Origin of the sequence: Novosphingobium kaempferiae, from assembly GCF_021227995.1 — a bacterium.
GTDB lineage: Bacteria > Pseudomonadota > Alphaproteobacteria > Sphingomonadales > Sphingomonadaceae > Novosphingobium > Novosphingobium kaempferiae.
Window position 1 is genome coordinate 20,384 of sequence record NZ_CP089301.1, and the last position, 15,485, is coordinate 35,868.

The window sequence follows — 15,485 nt, forward strand, 5'->3', positions numbered from 1 at the left end:
ATCACTCCATCTCGAGGATGATCGCGTCCACCGCAAGGCTTTCGCCTGCCTTGGCGTTGACGGACTTCACCACGCCCGACTTCTCGGCGCGCAGGATGTTCTCCATCTTCATGGCTTCGACCACCGCGAGCGGCTGACCGGCCTCGACCTTGTCGCCTTCGCCCACGTTGAGCGAGACGAGCAGGCCCGGCATCGGGCAGATGAGGTACTTCGAGAGGTCCGGCGGGATCTTCTCGATCATGTGCTGCGTGTAACCGGCGATATGTGCGGGCAGGCAGTCGACCTTGTGGATCGCGCCGCGCGTGGTCATGCGGAAGCCGGTGCGGGTGACATCCAGCTTGAGCGTCAGATCCTCGCCATCGACCTCGGCGTCCACGAAGCGGTCGCCCGGGGTGTATTCGAGTTCGAGTTCGACTTCCTCGCCATTGACCGTCAGCAGGTCTTCATCGAGCTCCACCGCGAAGGTGCTACCATCGATGGTCACGGCCCATTCGCCCGGAGGATCGAGCGGGCCGCCAAGCTGGCCTTCGACCCGGCGCGAACGGTCGGCGCGCGCGGTGGCGACGAAGGCGGCGACGGCGGCAAGCTGCACCTTGAGTTCGTCCGACGCGGGCGCACCGTGGAAGCCCTCGGGATATTCCTCTGCGATGAAGCCGGTGGTCAGCTCGCCCGAGCGAAAGCGCGGGTGCTGCATGATGGCCGAGACGAAATCGATGTTGTGGCCAAGGCCCTCGATCTCGAACGCGTCGAGCGCGGCGATCTGCTTGTCCGCCGCCTCGTCGCGCGTCTCGCCCCAGGTGATGAGCTTGGCGATCATCGGGTCGTAAAACATCGAGACTTCGCCGCCTTCGTAGACGCCATCGTCCACGCGGATGCCGTCAATGCCGCGGCGGCCGTTTTCGGCACCGTCATCCGTCCAGCCTTCGACCGGCGGATTGTAGCGCACGAGGCGGCCCGTCGAGGGCAGGAAGCCGCGATAGGGATCTTCGGCGTAAACGCGGTTTTCGATGGCCCAACCGTCGATCTTCACGTCGTCCTGCGTCATCTCCAGCTTCTCGCCCGCCGCGACACGGATCATCTGTTCGACGAGGTCGACGCCGGTGATCGCTTCGGTGACGGGGTGCTCCACCTGCAGGCGGGTGTTCATTTCGAGGAAGTAGAAGCTCTCGCCCGTCGGGTCCGCGCCCGAGACGATCAGTTCCACCGTGCCCGCCGAATAATAACCCACCGCGCGCGACAGGGCGACGCACTGCTCGCCCATGGCCTTGCGCATTGCGGGCGTGACGAAGGGCGACGGCGCTTCCTCGACCACCTTCTGGTGGCGGCGCTGGATCGAGCATTCGCGCTCGTTCAGGTAGAGGATGTTGCCGTGCTTGTCGCCGAGGATCTGGATCTCGATGTGGCGCGGATTGAGGATGAACTTCTCGATGAAGACGCGGTCGTCACCGAAGGAGTTGAGGCCCTCGCGCTTCACGCTCTCGAAGCCCTCGCGCACGTCCTGCTCGGTGTAGGCGAGGCGCATGCCCTTGCCGCCGCCACCCGCCGATGCCTTCATCATCACCGGGTAGCCGATCTCGTTCGAGATGCGGACGGCATGCTCGGTGTCCTCGATCTCGCCCACGAAGCCGGGGACGACGTTGACGCCCGCTTCCTTGGCCAGCTTCTTGGATTCGATCTTGTCGCCCATCGCCGCGATCGCGCCGACGGGAGGGCCGATGAACTCGATGCCCTCTGCGGCCAGCGCCTCTGCGAACGAGGTGCGCTCGGACAGGAAGCCGTAGCCCGGGTGGACCGCTTCGGCGCCGGTCTGCTTGCAGGCAGCGATGATCTTGTCGGCGATCAGGTAGGATTGCGCCGCAGATGCCGGGCCGATGTGGACGGCCTCATCGGCCATCTGCACGAACGGCGCGCGGGCATCGGCATCGGAATAGACGGCAACGGTCTGGATGCCCATGCGGCGCGCCGTCTTGATGACGCGGCAGGCGATCTCGCCCCGGTTTGCGATCAGGATTTTTTTGAACATGTCACCTCGAAGCCCCATTCAGGGTCATGCTTGTTGTCAGTCGGAAAAAGGAACTGCAGCGCCTGCGGCGAAACGACGTGGTACGCCGTCGCGTGAGTCAGGTCTTCGCGCGGCGAGAGGCAGACCAGCGAGCCGCCCGAACTGGCCACGCGCTGTGCGGCTATGGCGGTATCCGGCCCCTCATTGGAGTAGGTCAGATATAGCTCAGCCGTCCCGCGGTTCGCCGCGAGCAGACCCGCAGCGGCATTCGCAAGCGCCGCGTCATCCCACCACAAGCTCGCGTCAATGGCGGCATAGCGGTGGAACAGGCCGGGCTCGCGCAGCCACGTCTCGACGATGAACAGCCCCGCCAGCGATTCCCCGATCACGCCGTCATCGCCGTTGGTGCGATAGTCGGCTTCGACGAGCGGCTTGACCTTCTCGCGCAGGAAAGCGCGGAACCGTGCGGACTGTCCGGCGGTCGGGTACTGCTTGTGCTGCGCGGCGTTGCCCGCGCTGCCGATCAGTTCGGCGCGGCGGTCCTTGCTCTCGATCCCGACGACGATGACCGGCAGCGAGCGCCCCCAGATCGCGTTGAGTGCGCTTGTCCCCGCGATGTGAAGGAAGTCCTGGGAAAGACCGCCGTCGATCAGATAGAGCACCGGATAGTGCTCGGTCCCGGCCGCATAGCCTTCGGGCAGGTAGACGTTGACCTGACGCAGATCGTCGTCGGCAAAGGCAACGAGGTGTGTTTGTCCGATCGTGATCGGAGTGGGCGCAGGCGCTGCGGCAATCGCAGCGCCCGGCACGGAAAGGAGGCAGGACAACGCCAGCAGCATTGATCCCGCCCGGTCGATCACTCGGCAGCCTCCAGCTTCGCGCAGCCCTTTGGCATCCGCTGGGCTTCAACCTGCGCCGGGGTCAGTTCGATGGCCATGGGCTTGATGCCGAGGCGCGCGAACATCGCCAGGTCGTTGTCGTCGCCCGCGTTGGGCGCGGTCAGCAGCTTGTCGCCGGTGAAGATCGAGTTGGCGCCGGCCATGAAGCACATCGCCTGCGTCATCTCCGACATGGACTCGCGCCCCGCAGACAGGCGTACCATCGAGAGCGGCATGGTGATGCGCGCCACCGCGACGGTACGCACGAACTCAACGTCGTCGATCTTGGCGAGCGGAGTGTCGGCCAGCATGTCGCCCAGCACCGTGCCCTTCACCGGCACCAGCGCGTTGACCGGGACCGACTGCGGGTGATCCGGCAGCGTCGCCAGCGTGTGGACGAAGCCTACGCGGTCGGCGCGCGTCTCGCCCATGCCGACGATGCCGCCCGAGCACACGTTGATGCCCGCCATGCGCACGTTCGACAGCGTGTCGAGGCGATCCTCCATCGTGCGCGTGGTGATGACCTGATCGTACCGTTCGGGCGAGGTGTCGATGTTGTGGTTGTAGTAGTCGAGGCCCGCATCGCTCAGCATGTCGGCCTGTTCGGGCGTCAGCATGCCCAGCGTCATGCAGGTTTCCATGCCCATGGCGCGCACGCCCTTCACCATCTCGATGATGGCGGGCATGTCGCGGTCCTTGGGGTTGCGCCAGGCGGCCCCCATGCAGAAGCGGGTCGAACCCTGATCCGCCGCCTGCGCCGCGCGCTGGAGAACCTGCTGGACCTCCATCAGCTTGGTCGCTTTGACGCCGCTGTTGGCCGAAACCGACTGCGAGCAGTAGCCGCAATCCTCCACGCACCCGCCGGTCTTGATCGAGAGCAGCGTGGAAAGCTGCACCTCGTTCGCCGGATGGCTGGCGCGGTGAACCTCGGCGGCGCGGAAGACCAGCTCGGTGAACGGCAGGTCGAACAGCGCCGCGATTTCCTCGCGGGTCCAGTCGTTACGGGGGGTGATGGAGGGGGTATCGGTCATGATCATTCCTTAGCTGGACCCGTCGGGGCTTGGGGCCAAACCCACGCCATAGGCGCTGGCGCGACCCTGATCCAGCACAAGCCTTACTCTGCGGCCTGCAACTCGGAACCGAGCGGCGGCATGTTGTGGCCGAGCAGCTTGAGCACGTCGGCGGCGCATTCCACCACGTTCGAGCCGGGGCCGTAGATGCCCTGAACGCCCGCATTGCGCAGGTATTCGTAGTCCTGCGGCGGGATCACGCCGCCCGCGATGACCTTGATGTCGCTGCGACCCGCATCGCGAAGCTGCTGGATCAGTTCGGGGATCAGCGTCTTGTGTCCCGCTGCGAGACTGGAGGCACCGACGACGTCGACCCCGTTGTCCAGCGCCAGCACCACGGTTTCCTCGGGCGTCTGGAACAGCGGGCCGGAGACGACCTCGAAGCCCATGTCCCCGAACGCGGAGGCGATCACGTTCGCGCCGCGATCGTGGCCGTCCTGCCCCATCTTGGCGACGAGCAGCTTGGGCTTGCGGCCAAGGCGGCGTTCGACTGCCTGAACCCCGTCGAGCACCTGCTGCCAGCGGCTGTCGCCCTCGTAAGGTGCGGAATAGACACCCTTCACCGGGGTCGGCTGGGTGCCGTAGCGCTCGAAGCTCTCTTCCATGGCGGAGGAGATCTCGCCCAGCGTCGCGCGGGCGCGGGCGCATTCGACGGCGAGTGCGAGCAGGTTGTTCTCGATGCTGGCGGGCGCGGCGGCACCGTCGCGCAGGGCCTTGAGGGCGGCCTGACAGGCGGCTTCGTCGCGTTCCGCCTTCATCTTGTTGATGCGGGCGATCTGCGATTCGCGGACCTTGGCGTTATCGACCTCCAGCGTTTCGAGCAGGTCTTCGTTCGCAAGGCGGTACTTGTTGACGCCGACGATCACGTCGTCGCCCCGGTCCACGCGGGCCTGACGGGCAGCGGCCGCCGTCTCGATCATCGCCTTGGGCCAGCCGGCGGCGACGGCCTTGGCCATGCCGCCTTCGGACTGGACGCGCTCAATGATCTCCCACGCCTGATCGACCAACCGCTGGGTCAGCGCCTCGATGTAATAGGAGCCGCCCAGCGGATCGACCACCTTCGTCATCCCGGTCTCTTCCTGGATGATGATCTGGGTGTTGCGGGCGATGCGCGCCGAGAAGTCGGTCGGCAGCGCAATCGCTTCGTCGAGCGCGTTCGTGTGCAGCGACTGGGTGCCGCCCAGCATCGAGGCCATCGCCTCGATCGTGGTGCGGATCACGTTGTTGTAGGGGTCCTGCTCCTGCAGCGACACGCCCGAAGTCTGGCAGTGGGTGCGCAGCATCTTGCTACGCTCGTCCTTGGCGCCGAGGTTCGTCATCACGCGGTGCCACAGCACGCGCGCGGCGCGCAGCTTGGCCACTTCCATGAAGAAGTTCATGCCGATGGCGAAGAAGAACGACAGGCGGCCCGCGAACTTGTCGATATCGAGGCCCGAGGCCACGCCGTACTTCACGTACTCCGCGCCGTCGGCGATGGTGAAGGCCAGTTCCTGCACCTGCGTCGCGCCAGCTTCCTGCATGTGGTAGCCGGAAATCGAGATCGAGTTGAACTTGGGCATCTCGCGGCTGGTGTAGCCGAAGATGTCCGAAATGATCCGCATCGAGGGCTCGGGCGGGTAGATGTAGGTGTTGCGGACCATGAACTCCTTGAGGATGTCGTTCTGGATGGTCCCGTCGAGCAGCTTGCGGTCGACGCCCTGCTCTTCACCGGCGACGATGAAGAACGCGAGGATCGGGATCACCGCGCCGTTCATGGTCATCGAGACCGACATCTGATCGAGCGGAATGCCGTCGAACAGGATCTTCATGTCCTCGACCGAGTCAATCGCAACGCCCGCCTTGCCGACATCGCCGACCACGCGCGGGTGGTCGCTGTCATAACCACGATGCGTCGCAAGGTCGAAGGCGACCGAGAGGCCCTTCTGACCAGCTGCAAGGTTGCGGCGATAGAAGGCGTTCGATTCCTCGGCGGTGGAGAAGCCCGCGTACTGGCGGATGGTCCAGGGACGGCCCGCATACATCGAGGCGCGTACGCCGCGCGTGAAGGGCGCGAAGCCCGGAAGGCCCGGATCGACGGTCACGTCCTCGGCGGTGTAGAGCGGCTTGACCGCGATACCCTCGGGCGTGTCCCAAGTCAGATCCTTGCCCTTGACCTCCTTGGTCGCCGCTGCCTGCCAGTCGTTGATGTCGGCCATATCCCAATTCCTTCACTCGTCGTCCCGGACTTGATCCGGGACCGCGGGCTGTCTTTAGGCAAGTGCTTCCCGGCTGGGCTGCGCCTAAAGACAGCCCACGGTCCCGGCCTTCGCCGGGACGACGTCAGTTCAGTGCGCCTCTTTGGGCGTTTCCATGATCTCGGTGAGCTGGCCGCCCATGTCCTTGGGATGGACGAAGAAGATCAGCGTCCCGTGCGCACCCATGCGGGGTTCACCCAGCACGCGCTTGCCGAGGCCCTCGAACCACGCCTTGGCCGCGTGAATGTCCGGCACTTCGTAGCAGATGTGGTGCTGCCCCCCGAGCGGGTTCTTCTCCAGCCACTTGCCTACCGCCGAGTCCGGCGTGGTGGGCTGGAGCAGTTCGACCTGCGTGCCCGCAGTGCCGTTCTCGCCCGGCGTATTGACGAAGCAGACGCGCACCTGCTGGCTTTCGAGCACGAACGGCTCGGTCACGTCCGTCGCGCCCATCACGTCCCGGTAGAACGCGATGGAAGCGTCGAGATCAGGCGTCGCGACGCCGATGTGGTTCATGCGACCGAGCTTCACGTTCGTTACTCCACGTTCTCGATGATGAGGGCGATACCCTGCCCGCCGCCGATGCACATGGTGACGAGGCCGTACCTGCCGCCGATGCGCTTCAGTTCATACATGCACTTGATGGTGAGCATCGTTCCCGTCGCGCCGACGGGATGACCGATCGACACGCCCGAACCGTTGGGATTCACCTTCTCGGGGTCGAAGCCGAGCACCTTGGCAACGGCAGCGGCCTGCGCGGCGAACGCCTCGTTGCTCTCGATCACGTCCATCTGGTCGAGCGAGAGCCCTGCGCGCTGGAGGGCGATGGGGACAGCCTTGATCGGGCCCTCGCCCATGTATTCCGGCTCCACGCCTGCGTGACCCCACGCGACGATGCGAGCGAACGGCTTGAGGCCGCGCTTCTCGACTTCCGATCCGGTCGCCAGCACCACGGCGGCGGCGCCGTCGTTGATGCCGCTGGCGTTGCCGGCCGTGACGGTGCCGTCCTTCTTGAAGGCGGTGCGCATCGCGCCGAGCACTTCGAGGGTGGTGTCGCCCTTCACATGCTCATCCGTGTCGAACACGGTGACGCCCTTGCGAGTCTTCACCTCGACCGGAAGAATCTGCTCCTTGAAGCGCCCCTCGGCGATGGCCTTCGCGGCGCGCTGGTGGCTGGTGACGGCGAGCGCGTCCATGTCGTCACGGCTGACGCAGTGGCGCTCCGCCACGTTCTCCGCCGTGATGCCCATGTGGTAGCCGCCGATGGCGTCCGACAGGCCGAGCGTCAGCGCGTCTTCCTGCGTGTTGGCGCCCATCTTCCTGCCCCAGCGCACACCGTGGTCATGGTAGGGCACGTTGGACATGACTTCGGCGCCGCCCGCGAGCGTCACCGAGGCCTCGCCCAGCTTCATCATCTGCGCGGCAGACACGATCGCCTGTACGCCCGAGCCGCACAGGCGGTTCAACGTCAGTGCCGGAGTTGCGAGCGGAATGCCGGCATTGATGCCGATCACGCGGGCCAGCATCTGGTCTCGCGCGCTCGTCGGCATGACCTGCCCGATGACGACATGGCCGACCGCTTCGGCCTCGATCCCCGCGCGCTTCAGCGCCTCGGTGGCGACGAGGCCGCCGAGATCCGAGGGCATGAACGACTTGAGCGAACCGCCGAAGTCGCCGACTGCCGTGCGCACGCCGCTGACGATGTAGACTTCTTCCATGACCTGACTTCCAATCCCTTGTTATCGACCGGACGCCCTATTCGGCCTCCGGTCGCCGTCACGGTACTCTCAAAAAGGCCACTCCCGTCTTAGAGCGGGATGTTGTCGTGCTTCTTCCAGGGGTTTTCGAGTTCCTTGTTCCGCAGCTTGCGCAGGCCGAGCGCAATGCGGCGGCGGGTCGAGTGCGGGTAGATGACCTCGTCGATGTAACCCCGGCTCGCCGCCACGAAGGGGTTGGCGAAGCGGTCCTCGTATTCCTTGGTCTTGGCGGCGATGCCATCCGCGTCCTGCCCGCGGAAGATGATCTCCACCGCGCCCTTGGCGCCCATCACCGCGATCTCGGCGGTGGGCCATGCGTAGTTGAGGTCGCCGCGCAGGTGCTTGGAACTCATGACATCGTAAGCGCCGCCATAGGCCTTGCGGGTGATGACGGTGATCTTGGGCACGGTTGCCTCGCCATAGGCGAACAGCAGCTTGGCGCCGTGCTTGATGATGCCGTTGTGCTCCTGATCGGTGCCCGGCAGGAAGCCCGGAACGTCGACGAAGGTGATGATCGGGATGCTGAACGCATCGCAGAAGCGCACGAACCGCGCGGCCTTCTTCGACGAGTTGATGTCGAGCACGCCCGCCAGCACCATCGGCTGGTTGGCGACGATACCGACGGTCTTGCCCTCGATACGGCCGAAACCGATGATGATGTTGCCCGCGTGAAGCGGCTGGAGTTCGAAGAACTCGCCCTCGTCCACCGTCTTGCGGATGACTTCGTGCATGTCATACGGCTGGTTGGCCGAAGGCGGGATGATCGTGTCGAGGCTGGGCTCAAGCCGGTCCCACGCATCGGCGCTGGGACGTTCCGGCACGCCGTCACGGTTGGAGGACGGCAGGAAGTCGAAGAAGTCGCGCGCCGCCAGCAGCGCCTCGATGTCGTTCTCCAGCGCGAGGTCGGATACCGAGGTCTTGCTGGAGTGCGTGATCGCGCCGCCAAGCTCTTCCTGCGTCACCACCTCGTTGGTGACGGTCTTCACCACTTCGGGGCCGGTGACGAACATGTAGGAGCTGTCCTTCACCATGAAGATGAAGTCGGTCATCGCCGGCGAATAGACCGCGCCACCCGCGCAAGGCCCCATGATGAGCGAAAGCTGCGGCACCACGCCCGAAGCGAGCACGTTGCGCTGGAACACGTCGGCATAACCACCGAGCGAGGCGACGCCTTCCTGAATGCGCGCGCCGCCGGAATCGTTGAGCCCGATCACCGGCGCGCCGACCTTCATCGCCGCATCCATGACCTTGCAGATTTTCTGTGCGTGGCGCGCGGAGAGCGAGCCGCCGAAAACGGTGAAGTCCTGGCTGAACACGTAGACGAGACGGCCGTTGATCGTGCCGGAGCCGGTGACGACGCCGTCGCCGGGGATCTTCTGGTCCTGCATGCCGAAGTCGACGCAGTCATGCTCGACGTAGAGGTCCATCTCCTCGAAGCTGCCTTCGTCCAGCAGCACGTCGAGGCGTTCGCGCGCGGTCAGCTTGCCCTTGGCGTGCTGCGCGTCGATGCGCTTCTGCCCGCCGCCCAGCTTGGCCGCAGCCCGACGCTTCTCCATTTCGGCGATATTTGCTGACATCCGGATTCCCTTGCCTCGGCGCATACAGCGTCAATTGCTGCATCCGCGTAAGACGGGGAAAGCCGTCAGGTCAACTGTTTTTAATCGCGCGGTTAAGACATATCGCAGGTGTGCCTGCGATCTATCCGTCAGGCGATATGGAGAGGGTAATCCAAACCCCGTCATCCCGGCGCATGCCGGGACCGTGGGCAAGTCTTGAGGTGATACCCTTCGAGCGGGCGCCTCGATGTGAGGTCGCATCTAAAGACTGCCCACGGTCCCGGCATGCGCCGGGATGACGGCTATTGCATCACTTCAGCAGTACCAGTTCTTCCGACATCGTCGGGTGGATCGCTACGGTCGCGTCGAAGTCCGCCTTGGTCAGCCCGGCCTTCACCGCCACGGCGGCGACCTGCATGATCTCCGGCGCGTCCGGGCCGATCATGTGGATGCCCAGGATCTTGCCGGTCGGCTCGTCGCAGATCATCTTGTAGAGCGAACGCTCGTTGCGATGCGCGACGACGTTCTTCATCGGGCGGAAGTCGCTCGTGTAGACCTTCACCGTGCCGTACTGCTGCATCGCCTGTGCTTCGGTCAGACCGACGCCGGCAATCGGCGGATGGCTGAACACGGCCGAGGGGATGCACGAATAGTCCAGCGTGGTCGGCTTGTTTCCGAACACCGTGTCTGCAAAGGCCTGACCTTCGCGGATGGCAACGGGGGTGAGCTGCACGCGGTCGGTCACGTCGCCCACGGCGTAGATGCTCGGCACGCTGGTGCGCGAGTTGCCGTCGACCTGGATCGCGCCGCGCTCATTCACGCTGACGCCGACGTCCTCGAGCCCAAGCCCCTCGACGTTGGGCACGCGGCCGGTGGCGAAGAGGACATAATCGACGTTGAGCGGCTCATGGTTGCTCATGAACACGAGCAGCGATCCGTCTTCCTGCTTCTCGATCTTCTCGAAGTTCGCATTGAAACGGAAATCGATCCCCTTCATCAGCGAAATCTGCAGCAGCCGGTCGCGCACGCTCTCGTCATAGCCGCGCAGCATCTGGTCCGAGCGGTTCATCAGCGTCACCTTGGCGCCGAACTGGTGGAAGATGCCTGCGAATTCGTTGGCGATGTACCCGGCCCCGGCGATAAGGACGCGGCGCGGAATGGCATCGAGATGGAATGCCTCGTTCGAAGTGATCCCGTATTCGTGACCAGGGCAGGTCGGCACATGCGGCCGCGCGCCGGTGGCGATCAGAATGTACTTCGCAGTCTTCTTCTCACCGCTGCCCAGCGTGATCTCGTTGGGACCGGTAATCGTCGCCCGCTCATGAAAGACCTCGACGTTGTTGTTCTCGAGCGTCTGCTTGTAGAGGCCGTTGAGCCGGTCGACGTCGCCCAGCACGTTGTCCCGCAGCTTCTTCCAGTCGAACTTACGCTCACCGACATCCCAGCCGAAGTGCTTGGCGTCCTCCAGATCTTCCGCGAAGTGCGCTCCATATACGAGCATCTTCTTGGGCACGCAGCCCCGGATCACGCAGGTGCCGCCGACCCGGTACTCTTCCGCCACCGCGACACGCGCGCCATGCGCGGCAGCGACGCGGCTTGCGCGGACGCCGCCCGAACCGGCACCGATGGTGAAGAGATCATAATCGTAGTCGGCCATTCGCGGATGCTCCTTAGGATTGCCGCGCATATGGGATAGGGCGGCAGCAATTTCCATCCGCCGCCCAAGACTTTCTTCCTGCCGCAGCGCCGCTCCGACATATTGTCAACTTAATTGGTTGAGTTTATATCGTCCGCATTGCTTTGGGAGATCGCCGATGTCCGATCCGAATGATGCGCAGGCACGCAAGCAGGAACCCCTGATCCTTCTGGTCCCCGGCCTCGACGGCAGCGGGCCGCGCCACTGGCAGCGCCGCTGGGCGGAGGAGATCGAGAACAGCCAGTTGGTCGAACTCGGCACCTGGGACAACCCACACCGCAACACCTGGATCAACCGCCTGAACCTGGCCGTGCATCGCGCCGGACGCCCGGTGGTGATCGTGGCGCACAGCCTCGGCTGCATCCTGACGGCTTGGTGGTCGAAGTTCGAACAGCCGAGCTGGTCGGCCCCGGTGATCGGCGCCATGCTGGTCGCCCCGCCCGAGGTCGACTTCTTCCCGAGGGACGAGCGCGTAACCGGCTTCGCGCCGACGCCTGCCGATGCGCTGCCCTTCCCCTCGCTGCTGGTCGCGAGCCAGAACGATCCATGGATGGGCTTCGAGACATCGAAGAGCCTCGCCCGGCGCTGGGGGAGCACGTTCGTCGATGCGGGGCACGCCGGGCACATCAACGCCGACTCCGGCATCGGCAGCTGGGAGGACGGCAAGCGCCTGCTCTCGAAGCTGGTCGAAGGCGGCGTATCGTCGCCGGGATCGGCGCTGCCCGCATCCGCCGACTGGGCCGAGGGCCTCGAATTCCGCGCCTGACGGCGCTGAACGCCTCCCCTGCGAACCGGGGCGTCCTCAGGGCGCCCCGGTGAACTATATCATCATTGCGAGCGTAGCGAAGCAATCCAGCACGGCTTGTGGGCCTCTGGATTGCTTCGCTACGCTCGCAATGACGAAAAGGCGAGGCACGCAGCCCCGCCCGAAATCACGCGATCCCCGCCAGCGCCAGCAGCGCCGTCGTCGAGGGGTCGAACTGCGTCCCGCCCGCCTCGATCTGCCTGGCGATCTCCTTGCCCAGCTCGACGCCGAACTGGTCGAATGGGTTGATGCCCAGCAGCACCGCGTTGGCGAAGGTGCGGTGCTCGTGGAACGCGACCAGCGCGCCGAAGGTGGCGGGAGTCAGGTCGTCCACCAGGATCGTCGCGGAGGGACGGTCGCCCGGATAGGCGCGCGCCGGATCGTCGCTGTGCTTGCCCGCCATCAGCGCCGCGCCCTGCGCGAAGCAGTTCGACAGCAGGATGCGGTGATGGTCGAAGGCGAGGTCGTGGCCCGGCGCGATCGAGGCGATGAAGTCCACCGGCACCAGATTGGTACCCTGATGGAGCAGCTGGAACACCGCATGCTGAGCATCGGTCCCGACGCCGCCCCAAGTGATCGGCGAGGTCGGCCCTTCGACCGGCTGGCCGTCGAAGGTCACGCGCTTGCCGTTCGATTCCATCTCCAGCTGCTGGAGATAGTCCGGCAGCAGCGCCATGCGCTCGTCATAGGCGAAGACCGCGCGGGTCTGGCAGCCGCGCAGGCGGGTGTAGTACTGGTCCGCGAAGGCTGCGCGCAGCGGCAGGTTCGCGAGGCCGTCGGTGTCGCGGAAATGCACGTCCATCGCCGCCGCACCGTCGAGGAACTCGGCGAAGTCCGGCCAGCCGAGCGCCATCGCGACGGGGAAACCGATCGAGGACCACAGCGAGTATCGCCCGCCCACGCTCTCGGAGAACGGCAGGATGCGCGTCTCGTCGACGCCCCACTCCATCGCCTTGGCAGGCGCTGCGGTCAGCGCGACAACGCGACCGTAGGGATCCTCGACGCCGTTCTCGCGCAGCCAGATCAGCACGCTGTCGGCGTTGGTCATCGTCTCGATGGTGGTGAAGGTCTTGGAGGCGATCGCCAGCATCGTGGTGGCGGGGTCGCACTTCGCGAAAGCCTGCTCCAGAGCAGCGCCGTCGATGTTGGAGACGACGTGTACGTCCACCATCGCGCCCTCACGGGCCAGCGCGTCGATCGCCAGCGCCGGGCCGAGCGCGGAGCCGCCGATGCCGACGTGGATGAGGTGCTTGACCTCGCCCATGGCGCCGCGGTGGATAGCCTCGACGATGGCGGCCATGCGGTGGTGGTTCTCGGCGGCGAGATGGACGCTCTCCTCCTTGCCGACGCCGCGCTGGGCGGTGTGCTCGGCGGCGCGGCCTTCGGTCGGGTTGACGATCTCCCCGGCGAACAACGCGGCGCGGCGGCCCGCGAAGTCCTGCACCTCGGCCAGTTCCTCGAACGCCGCCACATGCGCGGCGTCGAGATGGGTCTTCGACCAGTCGAACAGGATGCCGGTGGAGCTTTCCTCCTCACCCAGGTCGAAGCGCGTCGCAAACGTATCGAGACGACCGGAGTCGGCATCGAAAAGCTGCTTCAGAGTGGGTTTGTCGAGGCCCTGCAGCTTGTTCCATACCGCTTCGCTCATGCCATGCATCTCCTCTAGGGCATTTCGGAGCGCCTTATGCGTTTTGCAGGTGCGAAATCCAAGCCCGAGTTGTGCAATTATCGGTCGCCCTTCCACCTTGGTCGGGATCGCACTTGACGCAAGCCCCCGCCCATGAGCAAGGGTTTGGCCATGAGCGATACCCATAGCGCCACCAAGATCGACGCCGCGGAAAAGCCCGCAGCATCCACGGACAGCCCCAAGGACGGCAGGCCCGTGAAGAAGGACGAGAACTTCTTCTCGTTCCTCTTCTGGCTGGTGCTGGGCGTGGTCGTGCTGCGCAGCTTCATCATCTCGCCTTTCAACATCCCCAGCGAGTCCATGCTGCCGCGGCTGCTGACCGGCGACTATCTGTTCGCAACCAAGTGGTCCTACGGCTATTCGAAGTATTCGCTGCCGTTCAGCCTGCCGCTGATCCCGGGCCGCGTACTCGCCAGCCAGCCCGAGCGCGGCGACGTCGTCATCTTCAAGGCCCCGCCGGACAACGACGTGGACTACATCAAGCGCGTCATCGGCCTGCCCGGCGACGAAGTGCAGATGAAGGGCGGACAGTTGTGGATCAACGGCAAGTCGGTGCCCAAGGTGAAGGTCGCGAATTTCATCGTGCCCGTCAGCCCCAACACCGACTGCGGCCCCGGCTTCGAGACGACGGATAACGGCAAGGACGTCTGTTCCTATCCGCAGTTCCGCGAGACGCTGCCCAACGGCAAGAGCTACACCGTGCTCGACATGGGCCCCACCCCGCAGGACGATACCGGCGTCTTCGTGGTGCCCGAAGGCCACCTGTTCCTGATGGGCGACAACCGCGACAACTCGATGGACAGCCGCTTCCCGGCGGTCGAGGGCGGCGGCGTCGGCATGGTCCCGCAGGAAAACCTCGTCGGCAAGGCATCGATCATGATGTTCTCCACCGACGGCTCGGCCGAATGGATCAAGCCCTGGACCTGGTTCACCGCCGCGCGCTGGAGCCGCATCGGGAGCGTCATCTGAGTGCTTGACGCCAAGACCCGCGACTTTCTTACCAAGCATGCCGGTGTGGAGCCGCTCGACGAAGCGCTCTGGCTCTCGGCCCTGACGCACGGTTCCACCGGCGAGAAGCGCAATTACGAAAGACTGGAGTTCCTGGGCGACCGGGTGCTCGGCCTGTCCGTGGCCGAATGGCTGTTCCGCGGCAGCGACGAGGCGGAAGGCCGCCTGTCGCAGCGCCTCAACGCGCTGGTCAGCCGGGCCACCTGCGCCACCATCGCACGCGAGATCGGCCTCGGCCCGCACATGCGCCTCGGCAAGCAGGCGCGCGATGACGGCGGTCAGGATTCGGAGAACATCCTGGGCGACGTGATGGAAGCGCTGATCGGCGCCTGCTTCACCGAGCGCGGGTTCGAAGCCGCGCGCGACATGGTGCTGGGCCTGTGGGCCGATACGCTTCAGGGCAAGACCGGCAAGCGCAAGCACCCCAAGTCGGCGTTGCAGGAATGGGCCGCGGGCAACCGCCGCCGCATGCCCGAGTACAAGCTGATCGAGCGTTCAGGCCCCGATCACGCGGCGCGCTTCACGGTCGAGGTGTCGATCCACAATGTCGGATCTGCTCAGGCCACCGCGAATTCCAGGCAAGGCGCCGAAACCGGCGCAGCCGAAGAGTTCATGAGGAAATTCGGGTAAGAGGTATCGGCCCGGTGTCCGACGACGTCCGGGATGCCCCTTCGACAAGCTCAGGATGAGCGGGAATTGTTTTTGTCCTATTGTATGTTTGAATGGCCGCTCATGCCGAGTTCTGAGCGTGTCGAAGAATCGAAGCACGCGCCGCAGGGCGCAACCGGAGCCGCA

12 protein-coding genes are annotated in these 15,485 nt (G+C 65.2%); 3 read left to right on the plus strand and 9 right to left on the minus strand.

What is annotated here, in order from left to right:
• Window position 1 precedes the first annotated feature (1 nt).
• The 8 genes from LO787_RS00120 to gor all read right to left on the minus strand — a co-directional run bounded on the left by LO787_RS00120 (window position 2) and on the right by gor (window position 11,151).
• Window positions 2-2,023, minus strand: a complete 2,022-nt coding sequence (locus tag LO787_RS00120; protein WP_232493872.1) for an acetyl-CoA carboxylase biotin carboxylase subunit — start codon at window positions 2,021-2,023, stop codon at window positions 2-4.
• Window positions 2,005-2,862, minus strand: a complete 858-nt coding sequence (locus LO787_RS00125) for an alpha/beta hydrolase (protein ID WP_232493873.1) — start codon at window positions 2,860-2,862, stop codon at window positions 2,005-2,007. Before LO787_RS00125 ends, LO787_RS00120 begins: the two co-directional genes overlap by 19 nt.
• Window positions 2,859-3,911, minus strand: coding sequence for a biotin synthase BioB (gene bioB / locus LO787_RS00130; RefSeq protein ID WP_232493874.1), 1,053 nt, complete (start codon window positions 3,909-3,911; stop codon window positions 2,859-2,861). Before bioB ends, LO787_RS00125 begins: the two co-directional genes overlap by 4 nt.
• A gap of 83 nt (window positions 3,912-3,994) precedes the next feature.
• Complete coding sequence (scpA, locus tag LO787_RS00135; RefSeq protein ID WP_232493875.1) at window positions 3,995-6,145, minus strand: methylmalonyl-CoA mutase; 2,151 nt, start codon at window positions 6,143-6,145, stop codon at window positions 3,995-3,997.
• A gap of 129 nt (window positions 6,146-6,274) precedes the next feature.
• Window positions 6,275-6,712, minus strand: a complete 438-nt coding sequence (gene mce / locus LO787_RS00140; protein WP_232493876.1) for a methylmalonyl-CoA epimerase — start codon at window positions 6,710-6,712, stop codon at window positions 6,275-6,277.
• A gap of 5 nt (window positions 6,713-6,717) precedes the next feature.
• Complete coding sequence (bktB, locus tag LO787_RS00145; protein WP_232493877.1) at window positions 6,718-7,899, minus strand: beta-ketothiolase BktB; 1,182 nt, start codon at window positions 7,897-7,899, stop codon at window positions 6,718-6,720.
• 89 nt (window positions 7,900-7,988) lie between these two features.
• Entirely contained in the window at window positions 7,989-9,515 is a 1,527-nt protein-coding gene (locus LO787_RS00150) for an acyl-CoA carboxylase subunit beta (protein ID WP_232493878.1), read from the minus strand.
• 289 nt (window positions 9,516-9,804) lie between these two features.
• Window positions 9,805-11,151 carry a glutathione-disulfide reductase gene (gor, locus tag LO787_RS00155; protein ID WP_232493879.1) on the minus strand — a complete coding sequence of 449 codons (1,347 nt, stop codon included), beginning with the start codon at window positions 11,149-11,151 and terminating at the stop codon, window positions 9,805-9,807.
• A gap of 157 nt (window positions 11,152-11,308) precedes the next feature.
• Between gor and LO787_RS00160 the strand changes: the two genes are divergently transcribed.
• Window positions 11,309-11,956, plus strand: coding sequence for an RBBP9/YdeN family alpha/beta hydrolase (locus tag LO787_RS00160; protein WP_232493880.1), 648 nt, complete (start codon window positions 11,309-11,311; stop codon window positions 11,954-11,956).
• Window positions 11,957-12,122: 166 nt separating this feature from the next.
• Here the strand turns inward: LO787_RS00160 and pgi are convergent, their stop codons facing one another.
• Window positions 12,123-13,643 (minus strand): glucose-6-phosphate isomerase, encoded by a 1,521-nt coding sequence (gene pgi, locus LO787_RS00165; RefSeq protein ID WP_232493881.1) that lies wholly within the window; start codon window positions 13,641-13,643, stop codon window positions 12,123-12,125.
• A 150-nt stretch (window positions 13,644-13,793) separates the two neighbouring features.
• On the opposite strand from pgi, the gene lepB reads away from it, so the two are divergent.
• Together lepB and rnc are read left to right on the plus strand one after the other, a co-directional pair.
• Window positions 13,794-14,651, plus strand: a complete 858-nt coding sequence (gene lepB / locus LO787_RS00170; protein WP_232493882.1) for a signal peptidase I — start codon at window positions 13,794-13,796, stop codon at window positions 14,649-14,651.
• The gene (gene rnc, locus LO787_RS00175) at window positions 14,652-15,320 is read left to right on the plus strand and encodes a ribonuclease III (RefSeq protein WP_232493883.1); all 669 of its coding nucleotides are present in this window, start codon (window positions 14,652-14,654) and stop codon (window positions 15,318-15,320) included.
• Window positions 15,321-15,485 lie beyond the last annotated feature (165 nt).

Excerpts from the sequence above, each read along its gene's own strand:
- LO787_RS00120 (WP_232493872.1), bottom strand. The coding sequence starts at position 2,023 with ATGTTCAAAAAAATCCTGATCGCAAACCGGGGCGAGATCGCCTGCCGC.
- bioB (WP_232493874.1), bottom strand. The coding sequence starts at position 3,911 with ATGACCGATACCCCCTCCATCACCCCCCGTAACGACTGGACCCGCGAG.
- scpA (WP_232493875.1), bottom strand. The coding sequence starts at position 6,145 with ATGGCCGACATCAACGACTGGCAGGCAGCGGCGACCAAGGAGGTCAAG.
- bktB (WP_232493877.1), bottom strand. The coding sequence starts at position 7,899 with ATGGAAGAAGTCTACATCGTCAGCGGCGTGCGCACGGCAGTCGGCGAC.
- LO787_RS00150 (WP_232493878.1), bottom strand. The coding sequence starts at position 9,515 with ATGTCAGCAAATATCGCCGAAATGGAGAAGCGTCGGGCTGCGGCCAAG.
- gor (WP_232493879.1), bottom strand. The coding sequence starts at position 11,151 with ATGGCCGACTACGATTATGATCTCTTCACCATCGGTGCCGGTTCGGGC.
- LO787_RS00160 (WP_232493880.1), top strand. The coding sequence starts at position 11,309 with ATGTCCGATCCGAATGATGCGCAGGCACGCAAGCAGGAACCCCTGATC.
- pgi (WP_232493881.1), bottom strand. The coding sequence starts at position 13,643 with ATGAGCGAAGCGGTATGGAACAAGCTGCAGGGCCTCGACAAACCCACT.
- lepB (WP_232493882.1), top strand. The coding sequence starts at position 13,794 with ATGAGCGATACCCATAGCGCCACCAAGATCGACGCCGCGGAAAAGCCC.